This window comes from Pseudomonas putida (genome assembly GCF_003228315.1).
GTDB classification, from domain to species: domain Bacteria; phylum Pseudomonadota; class Gammaproteobacteria; order Pseudomonadales; family Pseudomonadaceae; genus Aquipseudomonas; species Aquipseudomonas putida_S.
On the sequence record NZ_CP029693.1, the window covers coordinates 2,218,667 to 2,239,261 of the forward strand.

15 protein-coding genes are annotated in these 20,595 nt (G+C 61.1%); 9 read left to right on the plus strand and 6 right to left on the minus strand.

Annotation, left to right across the window (positions count from 1 at the left end; genetic code table 11):
- Positions 1-28 precede the first annotated feature (28 nt).
- The gene (locus DKY63_RS10120) at positions 29-937 is read left to right on the plus strand and encodes a DMT family transporter (protein WP_110963953.1); all 909 of its coding nucleotides are present in this window, start codon (positions 29-31) and stop codon (positions 935-937) included.
- A gap of 209 nt (positions 938-1,146) precedes the next feature.
- Here the strand turns inward: DKY63_RS10120 and DKY63_RS10125 are convergent, their stop codons facing one another.
- Positions 1,147-1,857: a FadR/GntR family transcriptional regulator gene (locus DKY63_RS10125; RefSeq protein WP_110963954.1), complete on the minus strand. Its 711-nt coding sequence runs from the start codon at positions 1,855-1,857 to the stop codon at positions 1,147-1,149.
- 280 nt (positions 1,858-2,137) lie between these two features.
- On the opposite strand from DKY63_RS10125, the gene DKY63_RS10130 reads away from it, so the two are divergent.
- Positions 2,138-3,484, plus strand: coding sequence for an MFS transporter (locus tag DKY63_RS10130; RefSeq protein WP_110963955.1), 1,347 nt, complete (start codon positions 2,138-2,140; stop codon positions 3,482-3,484).
- A gap of 26 nt (positions 3,485-3,510) precedes the next feature.
- Positions 3,511-4,854: a glucarate dehydratase gene (gene gudD / locus DKY63_RS10135; protein ID WP_110963956.1), complete on the plus strand. Its 1,344-nt coding sequence runs from the start codon at positions 3,511-3,513 to the stop codon at positions 4,852-4,854.
- 123 nt (positions 4,855-4,977) lie between these two features.
- Here gudD and DKY63_RS10140 read toward each other — a convergent pair whose 3' ends face one another.
- Complete coding sequence (locus DKY63_RS10140) at positions 4,978-5,856, minus strand: LysR family transcriptional regulator (protein ID WP_110963957.1); 879 nt, start codon at positions 5,854-5,856, stop codon at positions 4,978-4,980.
- Positions 5,857-6,054: 198 nt separating this feature from the next.
- Between DKY63_RS10140 and ampC the strand changes: the two genes are divergently transcribed.
- From ampC to DKY63_RS10165, 4 genes are all read left to right on the plus strand, one after another.
- Positions 6,055-7,137: a class C beta-lactamase gene (gene ampC / locus DKY63_RS10145; protein WP_430523151.1), complete on the plus strand. Its 1,083-nt coding sequence runs from the start codon at positions 6,055-6,057 to the stop codon at positions 7,135-7,137.
- Between the two features lie 301 nt (positions 7,138-7,438).
- Positions 7,439-8,062, plus strand: coding sequence for a response regulator transcription factor (locus DKY63_RS10155; protein ID WP_110963959.1), 624 nt, complete (start codon positions 7,439-7,441; stop codon positions 8,060-8,062).
- Between the two features lie 39 nt (positions 8,063-8,101).
- Entirely contained in the window at positions 8,102-11,632 is a 3,531-nt protein-coding gene (locus DKY63_RS10160; protein WP_239499394.1) for a transporter substrate-binding domain-containing protein, read from the plus strand.
- 104 nt (positions 11,633-11,736) lie between these two features.
- Entirely contained in the window at positions 11,737-13,878 is a 2,142-nt protein-coding gene (locus DKY63_RS10165; protein ID WP_110963961.1) for an autotransporter outer membrane beta-barrel domain-containing protein, read from the plus strand.
- Between the two features lie 130 nt (positions 13,879-14,008).
- Here the strand turns inward: DKY63_RS10165 and DKY63_RS10170 are convergent, their stop codons facing one another.
- The 3 genes from DKY63_RS10170 to DKY63_RS10180 form a co-directional block, all read right to left on the minus strand.
- Complete coding sequence (locus DKY63_RS10170; RefSeq protein WP_110963962.1) at positions 14,009-14,578, minus strand: DUF4174 domain-containing protein; 570 nt, start codon at positions 14,576-14,578, stop codon at positions 14,009-14,011.
- A gap of 263 nt (positions 14,579-14,841) precedes the next feature.
- Positions 14,842-15,627, minus strand: coding sequence for a sulfite exporter TauE/SafE family protein (locus tag DKY63_RS10175; protein ID WP_110963963.1), 786 nt, complete (start codon positions 15,625-15,627; stop codon positions 14,842-14,844).
- Positions 15,628-15,846: 219 nt separating this feature from the next.
- Positions 15,847-16,584 (minus strand): hypothetical protein, encoded by a 738-nt coding sequence (locus tag DKY63_RS10180; protein WP_110963964.1) that lies wholly within the window; start codon positions 16,582-16,584, stop codon positions 15,847-15,849.
- Between the two features lie 173 nt (positions 16,585-16,757).
- Between DKY63_RS10180 and DKY63_RS10185 the strand changes: the two genes are divergently transcribed.
- Together DKY63_RS10185 and DKY63_RS10190 are read left to right on the plus strand one after the other, a co-directional pair.
- The gene (locus DKY63_RS10185) at positions 16,758-17,579 is read left to right on the plus strand and encodes an aldo/keto reductase (protein ID WP_110963965.1); all 822 of its coding nucleotides are present in this window, start codon (positions 16,758-16,760) and stop codon (positions 17,577-17,579) included.
- A 39-nt stretch (positions 17,580-17,618) separates the two neighbouring features.
- Positions 17,619-18,089: a DUF1810 domain-containing protein gene (locus DKY63_RS10190; RefSeq protein WP_110963966.1), complete on the plus strand. Its 471-nt coding sequence runs from the start codon at positions 17,619-17,621 to the stop codon at positions 18,087-18,089.
- On the opposite strand, the gene DKY63_RS10195 is transcribed toward DKY63_RS10190, so the two are convergent.
- On the minus strand, positions 18,054-20,414 hold the full coding sequence (locus DKY63_RS10195) for a DNA polymerase II (protein ID WP_162634892.1): 2,361 nt from the start codon (positions 20,412-20,414) through the stop codon (positions 18,054-18,056). The genes DKY63_RS10190 and DKY63_RS10195 overlap by 36 nt on opposite strands.
- Between the last annotated feature and the right edge of the window lie 181 nt (positions 20,415-20,595).

Consider the following 20,595-nt stretch of genomic DNA (forward strand, 5'->3'; position numbering starts at 1 on the left):
CCGTGCATCTGCCATCCGGTGCACGCCCATGAACGTCCTGACGCCCTCCCCCGTTTCACCCGTAAAAATCATTCTGGCCATGGCGTTTGTCGTGGTGTGCTGGGGCTATTCCCCGAGCGGCATCCATATTGGCTTGCTGGCCTACGACCCGGTGCATCTGGCGTTGGCGCGCTTTCTGCTGGCGTCGCTGTTCATGGCGGTGGTGGCGCTGTTCAAGGGCATTCGCTTGCCCAACCTGCGCGATGTGCCGCTGTTGATGGCGCTGGGGTTCTTTGCGGTGAGCCTGCATCACGTGGCAATCAACTTCGGCCAGCAGGGCGTCAGCGCCGGCGCCTCCAGCGTGCTGGCGCAGACGACGCCGCTGTTCAGTACCTTGCTGGCGCGGTTTGTGTTCAAGGATCGCGTCAGTCTGTGGCGCTGGGGTTGCGTGATCCTCGGCTTGATCGGCGTGTTGATTGTGGTGGCGGGAGACCATGGCCTGGGCAGCATCGATGCCCACGGCTTGTTGATCCTGTTGGCGGCGTTGTCCTGGAGCCTGTACTTCGCCTTGCAGAAACATCACGGCGCGAAGTACGACGGGTTGACACTGGTTTGCTACACGGTGTGGTCCGGCACGGCCTTGCTGCTGGTTTTCCTGCCTGGCCTGGTGGAGCAAGTGGTGAACGCGTCATTGCGCGCGCAATTCGCGGTCATCGCATTGGGGATTTTCCCCAGTGCGCTGGCGTATCTGGCGTGGGCCTATGTGCTGGCCCATGTGGACTTGAGCCGGGCGACGATGACGCTGTACCTGGTGCCGCCGGTGGCGATGGTGATTGCATCCGCGACGCTGGGGGAGCGACCGACCTTGATGGTGGCGGTGGGTGGCGTGGTGGTGTTGATCAGTGTGCTGGCGTTGAATCTGGAGCGCAGGCCGGTGGTTCGGGTGGCGCGCGCCTGATCAGTGATTGGTGTTGTGGCATCTGGCCTCATCGCGGGCAAGCCCGCTCCCACAGGTTTCGAGTCGGATCAAAGTTATGTGATCAACACAAAACCTGTGGGAGCCGAGCTTGCTCGCGATGGCGGTGTGTCAGTTAACAAATAGCTGCCTGACACACCGCCATCGCGAGCAAGCTAAGCTCCTACAGGGGATAGGCGGTGTTGCCGCGATCAGGAAGCCGAAAACCGGTCCCGACTATTGCTCAGATGCAACCACATCGCCGCCCGCGCCGCGTCCGGGTCCTGGCGCTTGATGGCGTTAAGGATCGCCTCATGTTCGAGGTTCGCCAGTTGCCCGAGCTTGCTCAGGTCCACCGCACCTCGTTCAGCCGCATTGACCCGAGTCCGCGGAATCATCGCGCTGCCCAGGTGTTGCATGATTTCGGTGAAGCACAGGTTGCCGGTGGCTTCGGCAATCAACAGGTGAAAACGCCGATCAGCCTCGACGCAACTGTCGTTGTTGGCCAGCAGGCTTTGATAGTCGTCCAGCGCCTGGCGCATCTGCGCCAGTTGCTGATCCGTTCGGCGCACCGCCGCCAGCGCCGCCGCCTGGGTTTCCAGACCCATGCGCAACTCCAGAATGCTGCGCACCCCCAGCGCGGTATCGACATTCAGTCGCAACCCCTGCTCCGGCGCGCGCTCCAGCACAAAGGTGCCGATGCCGTGACGCGTCTCCACCAACCCCGAGGCCTGCAACTTGGAGATCGCCTCGCGCACCACCGTGCGACTGACCCCGTGCTCCTGAACGATGCTGTTCTCCGACGGCAGCTTGTCGCCGGGCAGCATCTGCCCGAGCAGGATGCGCTCGGTGAGTTTGGTCACCAGGTCATGGGCCAGATTGTGGCTGCGCTTGCGGGCGGGCAGGTCGAGGTCTTCTTGCATGGCAAATATCCGGAGGCGGTGCTGGCGCAATCGTAGCACTGCACCCGTCCTGATTCTCGAAAAACAACACTCAACTTGTATGACAACACTCAACAAGTGAAGCAAAAACACTCAATCTTGTAGCCCGCACAAACCATAAATCGAATAACAAACCTGCTAATCATGGCGATCTTGTTGACTGATGAAAGTTGCACTGCGAAAAAACGTAGTTGTATGATGTCTATCAACAACGCACCACCCGCCTCACCCCGCATAAAAATAATCAGTGGGAGAAAACGCAGTGAAAACATCCATCTCCGCAATGGACGACGGTGCCGGTTCGGCCCTGCAATCCGCGATCTCGAAAGTCAAACGCCACGTCTTGCCGCTGTTCGTCATCATGTTCATAGTCAATTACATTGACCGGGTGAACATCGGCTTCGTCCGCGCCCACATGGAACACGACCTGGGCATCGGCGCTGCCGCCTACGGCCTCGGTGCCGGCCTGTTCTTCATCGGTTACGCGCTGTTCGAAGTACCCTCCAACATCCTGCTGCAAAAGGTCGGCGCCCGAATCTGGCTGACTCGCATCATGCTGACCTGGGGCCTGGTGGCCGCCGGCATGGCCTTCATCCAGAACGAAACCCACTTCTACATCCTGCGATTTCTGCTGGGCGTGGCTGAAGCCGGGTTCTTCCCCGGGGTGATCTACTACTTCACCCGCTGGCTGCCCGGCGCGGAACGCGGCAAGGCCATCGCGATTTTCCTCAGCGGTTCGGCGTTCGCCTCACTGATTTCCGGCCCACTGTCCGGCCTGCTCCTGCAGATCGAGGGCCTGGGCCTGCACGGCTGGCAATGGATGTACTTCATCGAGGGCATGTTCTCGGTGGGTCTGTGCTTCTTCGTCTGGTTCTGGCTGGACTCCAAACCCCACGACGCCAAATGGCTGAGCCGCGACGAGCAGGACGCGCTGGTCAAGGCCATCGACGACGAACAACGGGCCCGCGAAGCCGCGTCGCCGGTCAAGGCGTCACTGGGCACGCTGCTCAAGGACCGGCAGATCATCCTCTTCTGCGTGATCTACTTCTTCATCCAGCTGACCATCTACGCCGCGACTTTCTGGCTGCCGAGCATCATCAAGAAGATGGGCGAGCTGAGTGACTTCCAAGTCGGGATGTTCAACTCAATTCCGTGGCTGCTGTCGATTGTCGGCATGTACGCCTTTGCTTCGCTGTCGGCCAAGTGGAAGCACCAGCAAGCCTGGGTCGCCGTGGCCCTGCTGATTGCCGCCGCCGGGATGTTCATGTCCACCACGGGCGGGCCGATCTTCGCCTTCGTCGCGATCTGCTTTGCCGCACTGGGTTTCAAATCGGCGTCATCGTGCTTCTGGCCGATTCCCCAGGCGTATCTGGATGCACGGATCGCCGCCGGCGTCATCGCGCTGATCAACTCGGTGGGCAACCTCGGCGGCTTCGTCGCGCCCACCACCTTCGGCCTGCTGGAAGAGCGTACCGGCTCGATCCAGGGCGGGCTGTATGGCCTGGCCGTGACCTCGATCATCGCCGCGATCATCGTCTTCGCCGCCCGCAACAAACCCAAGACCGCACCCGCCCTTGCAGCGACTGCCCCTGCAACCCATCACGCCTGAATACTGCTTTTGAGAAGGACAAGAACATGACCGCGCACGAAACCGCCAAAGCCCCGATCATCACCAGCATGGAAGTCGTCCCGGTGGCCGGCCACGACGGCATGCTGCTCAACCTGAGCGGCGCCCACGGCCCGTTCTTCACCCGCAACATCGTGATCCTCAAGGACAACGCCGGCCACACCGGCGTTGGCGAAGTCCCGGGCGGCGAGCGCATTCGCCAGACCCTCGAAGACGCCCGCAGCCTGGTGGTCGGCAGCCCGATCGGCACCTACCAGAAGATCCTCAACCAGGTACGCCAAACCTTCGCCGAGCGCGATGCCGGCGGCCGTGGTCTGCAGACCTTCGACCTGCGCATCACCATCCACGCGGTGACAGGCCTTGAGGCCGCCCTGCTCGACCTGCTCGGCCAGCATCTGGAAGTGCCGGTCGCCGCCCTGCTCGGTGAAGGCCAGCAGCGCGATGAAGTGAAAATGCTTGGCTACCTGTTCTACGTCGGCGACCGCCACCAGACCGACCTCGCCTACCGCAGCGAGCCGGACGCCGACAACGACTGGTTCCGCGTACGGCACGAAAAAGCCATGAGCGCCGAAGCCGTGGTGCGCCTCGCTGAAGCGGCGCACGCCAAATACGGCTTCAAGGACTTCAAGCTCAAGGGCGGCGTACTCAGCGGCGATGCCGAAATCGAAGCGGTCACCGCGTTGGCCGAACGCTTCCCCGATGCGCGCATCACCCTCGACCCGAACGGCGCCTGGTCACTCAAGGAAGCCATCCGTTTGTGTCGTGACCAGCACAATGTGCTGGCCTACGCCGAAGACCCCTGCGGCGCGGAAAACGGTTACTCGGGTCGCGAAGTCATGGCCGAGTTCCGCCGTGCCACGGGCCTGAAAACCGCGACCAACATGATCGCCACCGACTGGCGGGAAATGGGTCACGCGATCCAGTTGCAATCGGTCGATATCCCGCTGGCCGACCCGCACTTCTGGACCATGCAGGGCTCGGTACGCGTGGCGCAGATGTGCCACGAATGGGGCCTGACCTGGGGTTCGCACTCCAACAACCACTTCGACATTTCCCTGGCAATGTTCACCCACGTCGCGGCCGCCGCGCCGGGCGACATCACCGCCATCGACACCCACTGGATCTGGCAGGACGGCCAGCGCCTGACCAAGGCGCCGTTGCAGATTGTCGACGGGTGTGTGCAGGTGCCGCAGAAGCCGGGGCTGGGTGTGGAGTTGGACATGGATCAACTGGCCAGGGCCCATGAGTTGTACAAGGGCATGGGGCTGGGCGCGCGGGATGACAGCGTGGCGATGCAGTTTTTGATTCCGGGCTGGACGTTCGATAACAAGCGGCCGTGCCTGGTGCGTTGATCAGAAAACACCACATCCCCCTGTAGGAGCGAGCCTGCTCGCGATAGCGACCTGCCAGTCAACATCCGTGTTGAATGTGGAATCGCATCGCGAGCAGGCTCGCTCCTACAGGGAATGTGTTCGTCAGTTCGATTGTGCCGCTTGCAGCAGCCACTCCTTGAACGCCACCATCGCCGACGTTTCAACCCGCGACTGCAATCGGGTCAGCCAGTAGCTACCGGTGGTGATATGAACCGGGAATGGCTGCTCGATCACCCCCGCCGCCAATTGCCGCGAGAACATCAACAGCGGCGCCAGTGCCACGCCCGCGCCTTGCAGGGCCGCCTCCATCATCGCCAGTGACGAGTCGAACACAATGCTCCTCGGTGACACCGCCACACTCGACAGGCCCGCCACCTGGAACCAATCGGGCCACTCGTCCGTGCGGTAGGAGCGCAGCAGCGTGTGTTGCAGAAGATCGGCAGGCGACTTCAATTGGCGGGCGATCTGCGGCACGCATAGCACTGACAGCGGCGCCTCGATCAATCGCACGGCCTCGATGCCATGCCAGGCACCGGCGCCAAAACGAATGGCGTAATCCAGCCCTTCAGCCGCCACGTCCACTCGGTTGTTATTGGTCGACAAGCGCAAATCGATGTACGGATGTTTCGCCTGAAAGTCATCCAGTCGCGGCAACAACCACCCCACCGCGAACGTACCCACCGCCCCGACCGTCAGCACTTCGCGAAAATGCCCGCCCTGAAAACACTCCAGGGTTTCAGCGATACGGTCGAAACTCTCACGCAGAACCGGCAGCAGGGTTTCCCCTTCGCGAGTCAGCATCAGCCCGCGAGGCAAGCGCTTGAACAGGGTCACCCCCAACTGCGACTCCAGGCTTTTGACCTGATGGCTCACCGCCGCCTGGGTGACACACAGCTCCACCGCCGCCCGGGTAAAACTCAAGTGCCGTGCGGAGGCCTCGAAGGCGCGTAAGGCATTGAGCGGTAGTTGAGGACGGATCATGCCCACTCCATAATTTTTCTAATGGCTCGTGCAAAATATCATCGGTTGTTCAGCTTCAGAAGACTGCATAGATTTGCCTTCGCCCAGCGGCCAGCCCCCCTGCCCCTTCATGGAAGTGCTTACGTCATGCCTCAAATCAATCTGAACAAACTCACGGTTTGCAGTGCTTTCCTGCTGTTACTCGGTGCCAGCCAATGCATGGCGGACGACCGCCTGCAAGGCATCGTCGATGCCGCCATGAAACCGGTGATGCAACAACAGCAGATCCCCGGCGTGGCGATTGCCATTACCGTCAATGGCCAACCGCATTACTTTAATTACGGTGTCGCCTCGAAGGAAACCGGCACAGCCGTCAGCGAAAACACCCTGTTCGAAATCGGCTCGGTGAGCAAAACCTTCACCGCCACCCTCGCCGCTTACGCACAAGCCAGCGACAAACTGAACCTGTCGGACAAGGCCAGCCAGGTCCTGCCCGCCTTGCGCGGCACTGCGTTCGACAACATCAGCGTGCTGCAACTGGGCACCTACACAGCCGGCGGACTGCCGCTGCAATTCCCCGACGAGTTCGATGCGCCGGACAAGATGCTCGGCTACTTCCAGCACTGGAAACCGACCTATGCCCCTGGCAGCCATCGCCTGTACTCCAACCCGAGCCTGGGACTGTTCGGCTACCTGGCCGCGCAAAGCCTGGGCGTGCCGTTCGATGAAGCCATGGAAAATACCCTGCTGCCCAAGCTCGGCCTGAAACACACTTTCATCAAGGTACCGCAGGATCAGACGGGCCTTTACGCACAGGGCTACAACAAGGACGACAAACCGGTACGGGTAAGCCCGGGCGCCCTGGACTCGGAGGCGTACGGGGTGAAAACCAGCGCGGCGGACATGATCCGCTACGTCCAGGCGAACATGCAGCCGGCGAAGCTGGAAAACACCCTGCAGCAGGCCATCGCCTCTACTCACACCGGTTACTACAAAGTTGGCGGCATGACCCAGGGTCTGGGCTGGGAGTTCTATCCGTATCCGGTCAAGCTCGACACTTTGCTGGCAGGCAACTCTTCGGAGATGGCCATGCAGGCACATGAGGTCCAGTGGCTGAACCCGCCACAATCACCTCGGCAGGACGCCCTGTTCAACAAGACCGGTTCCACTGGCGGATTCGGTGCCTACGTCGCCTACGTTCCCGCGAAAGACATCGGGATCGTGATTCTGGCCAACAAGAACTATCCGAATCCGGAGCGGGTGAAAGTGGCTGATGCGATCCTCAGTGCACTGACCAAGTAGCCTGAAAACCCTCACCTGTGGGAGCGAGCCTGCTCGCGATAGCGGTCTGACTGTCGACGCAGATATCGAATGTGATGGCCTCATCGCGAGCAGGCTCGCTCCCACGATGTTGTACGGCAACACACAAACGTTGTGCGCTTGCCAAAAAGCCAAGCGCCACACCTGTGCCCTCGCCCCTTTCGCACGTTCGTGCAAACCGCGTACGATCGCGCCCTTTTTAATCCACCCCGCCACGCATCGCCCCCTGAAAGCCCCCTTTCGGTCCAGGGACTATGCTGAAACAGGGCATGAGGGCTGATCCATGAAAGTGCTGTTGGTCGATGACCACGCGGTAGTGCGCATGGCGATCGGGATGATTCTGGCCCGTGAAGGACATGAGATCGTCGGTGAGTGCGATAACGGCGTGGACGCCTTGAGCAAGGCGTTCGAGCTCAAGCCCGATGCGATCGTGCTCGACCTCGATATTCCGCAGCTCGACGGCATGGCGGTGATCGACCGGTTGCGCATCGGCGGCAGCGCGGCTCATGTGCTGGTGCACACCGGGCTGAAAAGCCAGGCTTACGCCGCACAGTGCATGCGCGCCGGTGCGGCGGCATTTCTGTCAAAAATCGACGATCCGGCGGAGATCGCCAGCGCCCTAAAGGCCGTGGCCGGCGGCAAGACCTGGTTTCCCATCGGCACGTTCAGTTCGGTGCGCAAAAGCGATTTCGCCAAGGACGAGACACAACTGCTCAGCGGCGTTTCGCGGCGCGAACTCAAAGTGTTGCACGGCCTGGCGCTGGGCAAGAGCAACAAGGAAATCGCCGATGACATGCTGCTGAGCAACAAGACGGTCAGCACCTACAAAACCCGCCTGATGCAGAAACTCAACGCGTCGACGCTGTTGGAGCTGATTGAATTCGCCAAGCGCAATGACCTGGTCTGAATCATCATGAGCCTCGCACGGATCTTGCTGGCTGCGCTCATGCTTGTCTCATTGCAGGCCCCCGCCGAACCGCTGTCGCTGGTCAGCCGTGCCACCGACAGCAGCATCAGCCTGACGCTCAATACGACGCAACGCCAATGGCTGGCACACAACGCGGTGCTGCGGGTGGGTGTGTATCTGCCCGACCGGCCTCCGCTGGACATGACAGCCAACAAGAACGATTACGAAGGTTTGTCCGCCGACTACCTCGATGTGCTGGCCCGGGGTTTAGGGGTACGGCTGCAGATCGAACGCTACGCCAGCCAGGCGCAGGCCCTGGCCGCTCTTCAACACAATGAAATCGATCTGGTGCCACGGATCAACCGCCTGGAGGAGAGCGATAGCGATCTGCTGCTCAGTGCTCCTTATGCCTACGACCAGGCAGTATTGGTCAGCCGATTCGGCACCCACTGGCCCAATGACCGGCCGCCAACGGGCACCACGGTGCTGTTCGACCCGGACTGGATTGCGCAGCAGCGCGTGGCTGCGCTGTTCCCAGAGCTGACGGTGAAGGCAGTGCAGTCGACCATGCAAGGGCTCGGCCTTGTGGCCTATCGCGAAGGCACCGTGCTGCTGACCGACGCAATATCCGCGCAGTACACGTTGGAGCGTAATTATCAACAGAGCCTGAAACAGACGATTCAGCGTGACTCCGAAGGGCTGGGTTTCTGCTTTGCCACAAGAGGTCAGGACGACCAGCTGCGCACCTTGCTTAACAACGCCCTTTCGAAGATTTCCCCCCAGGAACGCACGATGATCAGCCGGCGCTGGGGTATCGGCGACAATCCGAAGCTCGGTTACAGCCGCCTGCAATTGACCACCTCGGAACAGCAGTGGATCAAGGATCATCCCTACATCGATGTGCTGGCCAACGATCTCTACTCGCCTTTCAGTTTCTTCAATGCCGAAGGGCAACTACGGGGCATGGCCGCAGATGTGCTGGAATCGATCAACGATCGCACGGGGCTGGTGTTCCGTCCGGTCAAGATCACCTCAGTCGACGCCATGACCAGCCGCGTGCAGCGTGACCCGGCGAGCATCATTGGCGCGCTGACCTACAGCGAGCGCCGCGAGGCCAGCCTCGCCTTCTCCCGGCCCTACGTGATGAACCCCTTCGTGCTGGCAACACGAATCCAGCCGGATCACACCGGCCTGGACGGCCTCAAGGGCAAGCGCGTGGCGATCATCAAAGGCTCGGCCGCCGCCAATTGGCTGGAGCGTGAGTGGCCGGACATTCAACGGGTGGAAGTCGACGCTCCCATCGAATCCTATGAGTTGCTCGCCGAGGGCGGCGTAGAAGGCGTCATTCAGCCGCAACTGGGCGCTACTTACCTGATCGACCGGTTTTTCCGTGGCCGCCTGCAAATCGATTCGTTGATCGGTGCCCAGCCTGCGCTGATCGGTTTCGCGACCGGACATCAAAACACCGAGCTGATCTCGATTCTCAACAAGGCCTTGCTCGACATCAGCCCCGATCAGCTGACCGAACTGGCCACCCGCTGGCAAGACCCGCAGGAGAGCGAGGGAGGCTGGAATGCCTACAAAAGCTGGTTCTACAAGGCGCTGCTGGGGCTGGTAGTGGTGGTTCTGGTGTTCCTGGCGTGGAACCTGGGGCTGCGCCGGCAAATCGCCGAACGCTTGAAAGCCCAGAAAGCCTTGAACGACCAACTGGTGTTCATGAAGGTCCTGGTGGACGGTACGCCGCATCCGATTTACGTGCGCGATCGCCAGGGCCTGCTGCTGACCTGCAATCGCGCCTACCTGCAAGTCATGGAAGTCGAACTCGATCAGGTCCTGAACAAAGGACTGATCGAAGCGAACATTCTGCCCGTGGAGGTGGCACACAGTTACAAGCGCATCCACCGCGCCACCCTTGCCAGTGGCGAACCGTCCTTCGACAACTTCGCGATGACGGTCAAGGACAAGACCTATCACATCTACCACTGGGCCCTGCCCTATCGCGACTCCGACGGCACCATGACCGGTGTCATCGGTGGCTGGATCGACCTCACCGAACAGCAACACCTGCAACACGCCTTGCACCAGGCCAAGGACCTGGCTGAAGCAGCCAATCGCGGCAAAAGCCACTTTCTGGCGGTGATGAGCCACGAGATCCGCACGCCGATGAGCGCGCTGATCGGTGTGCTCGAACTGTTGCGTGACCAGCATCCCGACAGTGAGCTGATCGATATCGCGCAGAAATCCGCCGGCGGCATGATGGAGCTGATCGGCGAGATTCTCGACCTGTCGAAAATCGAGTCCGGCAAGTTGGAACTGCGCAGCGGCGCCTGCCATCCCGAGCGTCTGATCAACACGGTGATCCAGGGTTTCGCCAGCCTTGCCCGGCAGAAAGACGTGGAGCTGACCTTCATCAACAGCGGCCCGGACATCGCCGTGGCGTTGGACTCGCTGCGATTGCGGCAGATCGTGTCGAACCTGATCAGCAACGCGATCAAGTTCACGCCCAAGGGCAAGGTCAGTGTTGAACTGTACCTTGCACCCGAAAACGAACCGACCTCGTTGCACCTTCGCGTGCAGGACACCGGCATCGGTATGAACGAGCAACAGCGCCAGCGCCTGTTCCAACCCTACACACAGTTCGACGCCAACGATACCGAAGTGCAGATTGGCACTGGTTTGGGTCTGGCCATCTGTCAGCAACTGACGCAATTGATGGGTGGGCAACTGACCTGTGTCAGTGAGCCGGGGCTCGGTTCCTGTTTCACGTTGACCCTCGACATTGTCGCCATGGCCGACGACGAGGCTACGCCATCAGCCGAAGCCGGACAGGTCGCAAGCCTGCCAGAGCGCAGCATCCTGATCGTCGAGGATCACGAGTTCAATCGCATGGTGTTGCAACGGCAACTGGAATCCCTGGGCATGCGGGTACGCTGCGCACAGAACGGCGTTGAAGGGCTGAGCGTGTGGGAGCAGCAACCCTTCGATTACGTCATTACCGACAGCAACATGCCGCAGATGAGTGGCGAGCAGATGACCCGTCGCCTGAGAGAGATCGAAGCCCGTGAAGGACGCGCGAGCACCCACGTGGTGGGTTTGACCGCCAACGCGCAACCCGAGGAAATCCAGCGCTGCCTTGATGCGGGCATGAACGACTGCCTGTTCAAGCCAGTGACCCGTACTGCCCTCGAATGCTATTTGCGTCAGGCCGAACAACCGACTCAGGACACGATCGCCTGCTTCGACATTGGCAAGATCCGCGACATCACCGCAGGCGACCCGGCCATGACCCGGCAACTGCTGGCCACGGTGCTGCGCACCAATCAGGAAGACTTCGACGCGTTGCAGCAATCGCTCGCGGCGGGCGATCTGGCAGCGGTGAAGCGCCGTTGCCACAAGATCCTCGGCAGTGCGCGAATCATCCACGCAACGCCCTTGATCAACGTGTGCGAACAGCTCGAATCGGGGTGTGAAACGAACGCGCCGAGCGAGGAGTTGAACCAATTGGTTGACGCCTTCACCCAAAAAATGACCCGTCTTCAAGACAGTATTCGCACCCACATCAGTGCCTAATTTTGTAGGACGTTTCCCACAATAGATTAGGAAACGGCCGCGTTACCCCTACCGCCTGCACGTGGAAAATTCGCGTCACTTCCCCATGCTTCCGGTGGTTTCAAATGCTCAAGGTTGATTTGCGATTCTCGCGTGTTTCTGTTTCAAGCGCCTTGTTGCTGCTGTGCGCGATGCCTGGCAAGTCGTTCGCGGACAGCTGCGACACACTCACTTGCGAGACATCCACGCAAACCAATCTGTTGCTGAACAACGGCACCACAGTGAACGTCGGTACGGGTGGTACCGTCATCGATAGCAACGTAAGCGGCGGCACGCTCAATGTCTGGGACGCAGGCCAGGCAGTCAGGAGCGAGGTGTCAAACGACGGATGGCTGAAGCTGTACGACACGTCTTCGGCCTACGACTCCGTCGTGAATAGTGGCCAGATGGTTGTCCTGGGCTCGGCCACAGCCTTTGGCACCACAGTCAACAGTGGTTTTCTTGATGTAGCGCAGAACGGCTCGGCCACCGACACCCGGCTCAACGGCGGCCAGATGTTCGTGTACATGCAAGGCCAGGCCCGCAACACCAGCGTCAACAACAGCCAGATGAGCGTCTATCAGGACGGCAGTGCCGAACACACGACCGTCAATGACGGTGGCCTGTTGTCGGCTCTGGATCGTGCGGTCATCACCGACACCGTGGTCAATCAGGGTGGGCAACTGGATATCGAAGCAGACACCATCGTCCATGACACCACCGTCAGTCAGGGTGGCCTGATGGTCATGGCCGATCAGGCCGTCGCCAGTGAAACCCGGATCAATCAGGGAGGCTTGTTGCAACTCAAGGGCGACGCGGTCCTTGGCTTCAACACCCATGTCGATGGTCAGGTCAATTTCGCTGCCCCGACCATCGACGGCTTCCACACCCTGACCATCAAAGGTCCGCTGACCGGTAACGGCAGTTTTCTGATGAACACTGACCTGGCGGCCCTGCAAGGCGACCTGTTGAAGGTACAAGGACCGATCAGCGACCTGCACACGCTGGTGGTGGCCGACTCGGGTAACGCCCCAAGCGGCGCATTGCAAAAACTGATGCTGGTGGACGGCAATGGCGGCAGCGGTGGTTTCAGTCTCTATGGCCAGACCGTGGATGCCGGTGCTTATCGTTATCAGTTGCAGCGTCAGGGTGACGATTGGTATCTGGCCAATCTCGTCGGAGTCGACGTGCCAGATCAGCAGAAAGAAATACAAAAACCGTCTGACGCTACTGATCCAGATACGCCAGCTTTTCCTGTGGCTCCTGCTGAGCCCGACAATCCGCAGCAACCCACCCATCGTCCGCAGGCCGACACCCTGAGCAAGGGCGCCAACGCGGCGGTGGGCAACCAGGCCGCCGCCGCGGCTCTGGTCGGGGCGCAGATGAACGCCACCACCGGGCACTTTGGCGGCCTGCGTTCGGGCAAGGACAACGGAGGCCTGTGGACCCGTGCCTACGGCACCGAACAACTCCTGGACACCGGCGCCAGCCGCGCCTTCCAGCAACAGGTGAACGGCATGGAAATCGGTGCCGATAAAGCCCTGCCCTTCGCTGACGGCACCCTTTACGTGGGTGGACTGGTCGGTCAGGGCCGGGGACGCCAGGACTTCGGCGAGGCCAGCAAAGGCACGATCGACAGCATCACCCTCGGCGGTTACGCCAGCTATCTGGACCGCAGCGGCCTGTATGTCGACGGCGCCTTGAAGTACAGCCGCCTGGACAATGAAATCAACATCACCAGCAACCTCGGCCGCAAGGTCAAGGCCCATTACAAGAACCACGCGGTCAGCGCCGACGTGCAAGTGGGCAAGCACATCGACCTGGGCCAGGGCTGGTTCGTCGAGCCGCAAGCCGGGGTTCAAGTGGCACGCATCGGCAAGGGCAGCTACACCGCCAGCAACGGCCTGGGTGTCGAACAGGAGGCCATGACGTCGGTACAAAGCCGCGTCGGCGGCATGTTCGGGCGGGATCTGCAGCTGGATAACGGGGTGAAGGTCAAGCCCTACGCCAAGGCCACCTGGATCACCGAGCATGCCGGTGACAGCCGGGTGAAGGTCAGCGGTGCGAAACTCGACAGCCGCTTGCCGGGATCACGGGCTGAAATCGGTGGCGGGGTGATGCTAGCCACGGCCGAGAAGCACAACGTTTACGTTGAAGGCAGCTACACCAAGGGCAGTGATATCGAACAGCCTTGGGCGGTGACTGTGGGTTATCGCTACAACTGGTAATCGAAGACGGGTGCAAAACAAATGTAGGAGCGAGCCTGCTCGCGATGGCGGTGTAACAGGCGAAACAATCGTCGGCTATCAGAACCTCATCGCGAGCAGGCTCGCTCCTACAGGGTGAGTCACTGGCTGATCAATCATCCGGCTGCTCAGGCGGTTTGGCAGGCTTGGCCGGTTTCGCCGGCTTGGCATTCTTGCCGCCCTTGGCCGCAGGCGCCGCGACTTCGGCAGCCACCGGTGGCGGCGTGGGTGCAACCATTTCCTTCTCTGCCGCCGGCAAGGCATCGATGGTGGCGAAGATTTTCTTCAGGTCCACCGTCTTCGATTCTTCCCCGGAGCTTTCGAGTTTCTTCTCGCCGTCCTTGCCAATCAGAATCACTTTCGGCAATGCCCCGGCCCCCATTTTCAACGAGCGGATCAAGGCCATGGTGTCCTGTTGCCCCAGATCCTTGCCGTCGAGCTGCCCCGACATGTTCAGCACGCTGTAGACCTTGATGTTGCGATCCACCACACCCTGTTTGTTGGCCGGATCTTCCAGCGCCTTTTTCAGGCTCACCCAGACCGGATCCACGGTGCTTGAGGCGATGACAACCAAGGGGCGGTACAGGCCTTTATTGACGTCCAACGGTGAATCGCCATCGTTGGCGAACAGCGGGCCAGCGAAAGCCAGCAGAGTAGCCAGGGTCAGTGACCTGATGAGCATGCGCATCTCCTTTTGATATCCACGCTCTAATGATTGCGCATTGCGGCGTTCGTTCCGGGTGACGCTTCGCAATTGTTTCCAGTCTTGTCCCAAGCTTAGGTCAGGGCGGTTATTGCGCAACAGGCAGGCGCCATCCCGACCGTTGAAAAGGTCCATGGGAAGTCTGTGGTGAGGCGAGAGGATAGAGGGTGAATCGCGATGATCCGGACGGCCATCGGCTGCAAATATTCACCCGCGAATGAAGCGAGAGTTTGAAGCTGAAATCAGAACGCCAGCTTGTACCCGATCAATACCAGCATGGTCGCCAGGCAAGGACGCAACAGTTCATCGGAGATACGCCCGGTCAAGTGGCTGCCCAGGTAAATCCCCGGCAACGAACCCACCAGCAGGTAACCCAGTACATGCCAGTCCATGTTGCCCATGCTCGCGTGGCCGAGGCCGGCGACCAGGGTCAGGGGCACGGCGTGGGCGATTTCCGTGCCCACCAGGCGGCGGGTCGGCAGCAGCGGATAGAGAATGAACAAGGCCACGGTGCCCAAGGCACCGGCACCGATGGAGGTCAGGGCGACCATGGTGCCGAGCACCAGGCCGGTGATCACGGTCAGGGCATTGAGGCGCGAACCGCTGGGGTTGTAGTTGCCGCCGGCGCGCTTGTGGGCGAAGTCGAGCAGGCGTTTCTTGAACAGGATTGCCAGCGCCGTGGCAAACAGGACGAAGCCCAGGGCCTGCTTGATGATCGCGTTCATCGCATCCGGCGCTTCGTGCAGGGTGCTGAGGAACCACAGGGTCAAGGCCACTGCCGGCACGCTGCCCAGGGTCAGCCAACCGGTGATTTTCCAGTCGATGTTGTTGTTCTTCTTGTGAACCAGCACACCGCTGGACTTGGTGATGGCGGCGTACAGCAGATCGGTGCCGACCGCCGTTGCCGGGTTGATGCCGAATGCCAGGAGGATCGGGGTCATCAACGACCCGCCACCCACGCCGGTCATGCCGACGATAAAGCCGACAACCAGGCCGGCCACGATCAACCCGATGTTCACTAAATCCATTGATACGTCCACAAAGATCGCAGGGGAAATCCGGACGGCAGCATAACGGCAATTCTTATAACCAGCTATATCGATACGATCTATCTTTATGCCAATAACACTGAGCACCCTTGTAGGAGCGAGCCTGCTCGCGATGGCGGCGGGTCAGGTCAGCAAATCAAGCGCCTGACACGACGCCATCGCGAGCAGGCTCGCTCCTACAGGGGATTTGCGGTGTGTTCACTGCACGGGAAGGAAGTTGAGGAACAACAGGCTCTGCGCATAATTCAGGCCGATGCGCCGGTAACGCTCGTCGAGCATCTGGGTCAGCAGGTCAAGTCGCGCGACGATCTTGCCGAACTCCACGGCGAAGCTCAGGTTGCTGCCCTCCTCCGAGATTTCATTGGAGAACAACATGGGCTGGCCATCCTTGTTCTGGCGCTGGCTGAGGATCCAGGTGGCGATTTCGATATTGCGCGCGGCGTTGCTGACGAAGGTCGGGTTGATCGCGTCCGTCATGTAGAACTCCAGCCGGTTGCCGTGGGCGGTGACCAGCATGCTGCCGATGGCATAGATGAACGCCCCGACCCGGTCACCTAGGAACTCCGGGCTCATGGCGAAGCGCAACGCCGCCAGGTCTTTCTTGCCACCCAGGGCCGGTAACGGTTGCTGCTGTTCGATCGCCATGCGTACCTGCTTGCCGGCGGTGCGGGCATCGAGGAAACCGGATTTTTTCAGCTCCTCGGGATTGCGCAGGTAGAGCTTGTTCATCAGCAGGTAAAGGCTGTCGAGGTTGTCGCGCATGGTCAGGGTGGCCATGCGATCGACACTGGTCTGCAGAAATTCCCGGGGGTTTCCTTCGCGAATCTGGCTGAACAGATCGTTGCCCGGCTGGTGGCTGCAACCACTGGCGCAGAGCAGCAACAGCCCGGCCAGCAGGCGAACTCGGGTAAAAACAGAGGGCAACACTCGAACCATAAGGGATTGGGCTGGCACATTCCTGTGCGGCGGGATTCGCCGCAACGGCTATGGATAGAGCCGGTCAATTGGAAAAAGTGCGGTTTGGGCAGGGATCAATCGATCACCGGCTGGAACGGAACCCAACCGACTATCCTGTTGCCAACCGCCATAACGATCAGAAGGAGTCATACATGCGCATCGAACAACTGGCCGGCCTCCAGGTACCGGTCATCGGCCAGGGCACCTGGCAAATGGGCGAGGACCGAGCGCGCCACCAGGAAGAAGTCGCCGCCCTGCGCCTGGGCATCGAACTGGGCATGACCCTGATCGACACCGCCGAGATGTACGCCGAAGGCGGCGCCGAGCACGTGGTGGCTGATGCCATCGACGGCCAGCGCGACAAGGTGTTCCTGGTCAGCAAGGTCTACCCGCACAACGCCAGCCGCCAAGGCATTCCCCAAGCCTGCGAACGCAGCCTGCGGCGGCTCAATACCGACTACATTGATCTATACCTGCTGCACTGGCGCGGGCAGTACCCGCTGGAAGAAACCGTCGAAGCGTTCGAGCGCCTGCGAGACGCGGGCAAGATTGGCCGCTGGGGCGTGTCGAATTTCGATGTCGATGATATGCAGGAGCTGGGCGATCCGGATTGCGCCACCAATCAGGTGCTCTACAACCTGGAGTCGCGGGGGATAGAATTTGATCTGCTGCCCTGGTGTCAGCAGCGTGCAATGCCCGTCATGGCCTACTGCCCGATTGGCCAGGGCGGACAGATGCTCGGCAACACCACACTCAGGCAAGTGGCCGAGCGACAGGGCGCGACATCCGCTCAGGTCGCACTGGCCTGGCTGCTGCGACAAAAGGGCGTGATCGCCATCCCCAAGGCAACCACCCCCGAGCACGTGCGACTCAACGCCCAGGCGGCCGTGCTGCAACTTGACGCCGGGGATCTGGAGGCGCTGGACCAGGCGTTTCACGCGCCCAAACGCAAGCAGCGGTTGGCCATGGTCTGAGCCAGCGCCTTGAAAGCATGAGTGTCAGAGGGCTTCGTCATGAGAAGCACCGATCAGCAAGATGCCTTTAACCTGCAGCGCTTCATTCTGGCGCAGGACCCGGTGTTCGACCGGGTCCAGGCCGAACTGGACGCCGGCCACAAGCGCAGTCACTGGATGTGGTTCGTCTTCCCGCAGTTCGCCGGGCTGGGTGACAGTGACATGTCCAAACGCTACGCGATCCGTTCCCGGGAAGAAGCGCTGGCCTACCTTGAACATCCCCTGCTGGGTGCCCGGTTGCGCATCTGCACCCAGGAAGTGCTGAACATCCAGCAGCGCTCCGTGGCGGCGATCTTCGGCCATCCGGATGACCTGAAGTTTCACTCGTCGATGACCCTGTTCTCCCAGGTCGCGCCTGAAGACAGCCTGTTTCATCAAGCCCTGAACCAGTACTTCCACGGCATCCTGGATGACTGGACCCTGTCGCTGCTGGACTCAAAACAGGCCCAGTTGCCCCCCAATCAGGGTTGAGAAGTCATCGTCGACAAACGGCAGGATCGCATCCGCCACCGGTTGCAGCTGTTTGCTGATGTAGTGGTCGTAGTCGATGGGCGCGCTGCGGATCTCCAGCGGCTCGGGGCCGGCGACGGTGATCACGTAGCTGATCCAGCCGCCGTTCTGGTATTGCCGGGGCCGGCCTTGCAGGTCGTTGTAATCGTCGGCGATCCGCGCCGCGCGCACGTGGGGCGGGACGTTGCGCTGGTAATCGTCGAGGGTGCGGCGCAGGCGCTTGCGGTAGATCAGGCGGTCGTCGAATTCCCCCGCCAGGGTCTGGCGCACGTAGTCGCGCACATAGTCCTGATACGGCTTTCGATGAAAGATCAGCGAATACAGCTCCTGCTGGAACTGCCGGGCCAGAAGCGACCAGTCGGTACGCACGGTTTCCAGGCCCTTGTAGACCATCTCGTCGCTGCCGTCGGCACGGGTGACCAGCCCGGCATAACGCTTTTTGCTGCCCTCCTCCGCGCCGCGAATGGTCGGCATCAGAAAGCGCTTGTAGTGGGTTTCGTACTGCAACTCCAGCGCGCTTTCCAGACCGTATTGCTGGCGCACATGTTCGCGCCACCACTGATTGACATGGTCCACCAGTGCCTGGCCGATCTGTGCGGCTTCCTGCTGGCCGTGGGCGCGACGCAGCCAGACGAAGGTCGAGTCGGTGTCGCCGTAGATCACCGTATGCCCCTGTTCCTCGATCAACTGGCGGGTGCGCAGCATGATCTCGTGGCCGCGCAGGGTGATGGACGACGCCAGGCGCGTATCGAAGAAGCGGCAACCGCTGGAACCCAGCACGCCGTAGAAGGCATTCATGATGATTTTCAATGCCTGGGACAGCGGCGCGTTGTGCTCGCGTTTGGCGACTTCCCTGCCCTCGGCGACCCGGGCGACGATGGCCGGCAGGCAATGCCGGGTGCGGGAGAACCGCGCGCCGCGAAAGCCCGGCACCGAGTCGGCGTCGTCAGGGTGCTTGAGCCCTTCGATCAGGCCCACCGGGTCGATGAGGAAGGTGCGGATGATCGACGGGTAGAGGCTCTTGTAGTCGAACACCAGCACCGATTCGTACAGGCCCGGTTGCGAATCCATGACAAAGCCACCGGGGCTGGCCTGCGGTGGTTTGCCGCCCAGGTTGGGGGCGACGAAACCCTGGCGATGCATCAAGGGCATGTAAAGGTGGGTGAACGCCGCCACCGAGCCGCCCATGCGGTCCACCGGCAAACCGGTGACGCTGGCGCGCTCCAGCAGGAATTTCAGCAGTTCGGTCTTGGCGAAGATCCGCGTGACCAGTTCGCAGTCCTTGAGGTTGTATTTGGCCAGCGCCGGTTTGTCCTCGGCGAACATGCGGTTGATTTCGTCCATGCGCTGGTACGGGTTGTCGATGGACTTGCCCTCCCCCAGCAAGGTTTGCGCAACGTTTTCCAGGCTGAACGAAGGGAAACTCCAGGTGGCCGAACGCAGGGCTTCGATGCCGTCGATGATCAGCCGGCCGGCGGCGCTGGCAAAGTAGTGGTTACCGTTGCCGTGTTCACGCCACTGCATTTCCTCGCCTTCGCGCCCGAGTTTCAGCGGCACGGCCAGGCGCCGGCCGTGTTCGTGCAGCACCCGCAGGTCGAACTGCACGAGGTTCCAGCCGATGATGGCGTCGGGGTCATGCCGGGCAAACCAGTCGTTGAGTTTTTTCAGCAGTACAGTGCGCGACTCGCAGTACTCGAGCTGGAAATCTACCGCGCTGTCGTCGCCATTGGCCGGGCCGAGCATGTACACCTGACGCTCGCCGCAGCCCTCCAGGGCGATGGAGTACAGATCGCCTTGGGCGGTGGTTTCGATGTCCAGGGAGACCAGCCTGAGGTTCGGCCGGTAGTCGGGGTCGGGTTTCATCTGTGCGTCGAGCAACAGGCCCTCCGTCCCCGGCGTACCGCCAAAGCGTACCGGTGCGGTGATGAAACGCTCCATCAGGTAGCGTTCCGGCGGGCGCACGTCGGCTTCGTACACCTCGACGCCAGCCCGGCGCAGGGTGGTTTCCAGGCGCATCAACTGGCCATGCTGCCGGCAATACAGGCCGAGTACCGGGCGATGCTCGAAATCCTGCAGGGCCAGGGGCTTGAGTTCGACGTGCTTTTCGTCCCGCAACAAAACCTCGGCCTGCTCGCGCTGGCTGGCCGGGATGAACGCCACAGACGGCTGATGAGGCAGGCGCAGGCGTCGGGGGCCGCTGTCGGTCGCCAGCCAGAACTCGACTTCCGTCCCCGCCGGGGTATCGCGCCAATGCCGGGTCAGGACAAAGCCCTGGGGTAAATCCACCACTGCGAACCTCAACAGTTATTCAAGATGTTGATTCTACGCGTTGAACGAGCAGTGGATGCGATCTCTGTGGGAGCGAGCCTGCTCGCGATGGGGACTGAACATTCGACATTCGCGTTGGCTGACCGGACGCCATCGCGAGCAGGCTCGCTCCTACAGGTCCGAGGTGTACCAAAAATCG

Bases quoted from the DNA above. Each gene is read 5' to 3' on its own strand.
- DKY63_RS10120 (WP_110963953.1), top strand. From the start codon at position 29: ATGAACGTCCTGACGCCCTCCCCCGTTTCACCCGTAAAAATCATTCTG.
- DKY63_RS10125 (WP_110963954.1), bottom strand. From the start codon at position 1,857: ATGCAAGAAGACCTCGACCTGCCCGCCCGCAAGCGCAGCCACAATCTG.
- gudD (WP_110963956.1), top strand. From the start codon at position 3,511: ATGACCGCGCACGAAACCGCCAAAGCCCCGATCATCACCAGCATGGAA.
- DKY63_RS10140 (WP_110963957.1), bottom strand. From the start codon at position 5,856: ATGATCCGTCCTCAACTACCGCTCAATGCCTTACGCGCCTTCGAGGCC.
- ampC (WP_430523151.1), top strand. From the start codon at position 6,055: ATGGCGGACGACCGCCTGCAAGGCATCGTCGATGCCGCCATGAAACCG.
- DKY63_RS10155 (WP_110963959.1), top strand. From the start codon at position 7,439: ATGAAAGTGCTGTTGGTCGATGACCACGCGGTAGTGCGCATGGCGATC.
- DKY63_RS10160 (WP_239499394.1), top strand. From the start codon at position 8,102: ATGCTTGTCTCATTGCAGGCCCCCGCCGAACCGCTGTCGCTGGTCAGC.
- DKY63_RS10165 (WP_110963961.1), top strand. From the start codon at position 11,737: ATGCTCAAGGTTGATTTGCGATTCTCGCGTGTTTCTGTTTCAAGCGCC.
- DKY63_RS10170 (WP_110963962.1), bottom strand. From the start codon at position 14,578: ATGCTCATCAGGTCACTGACCCTGGCTACTCTGCTGGCTTTCGCTGGC.
- DKY63_RS10175 (WP_110963963.1), bottom strand. From the start codon at position 15,627: ATGGATTTAGTGAACATCGGGTTGATCGTGGCCGGCCTGGTTGTCGGC.
- DKY63_RS10180 (WP_110963964.1), bottom strand. From the start codon at position 16,584: ATGGTTCGAGTGTTGCCCTCTGTTTTTACCCGAGTTCGCCTGCTGGCC.
- DKY63_RS10185 (WP_110963965.1), top strand. From the start codon at position 16,758: ATGCGCATCGAACAACTGGCCGGCCTCCAGGTACCGGTCATCGGCCAG.
- DKY63_RS10190 (WP_110963966.1), top strand. From the start codon at position 17,619: ATGAGAAGCACCGATCAGCAAGATGCCTTTAACCTGCAGCGCTTCATT.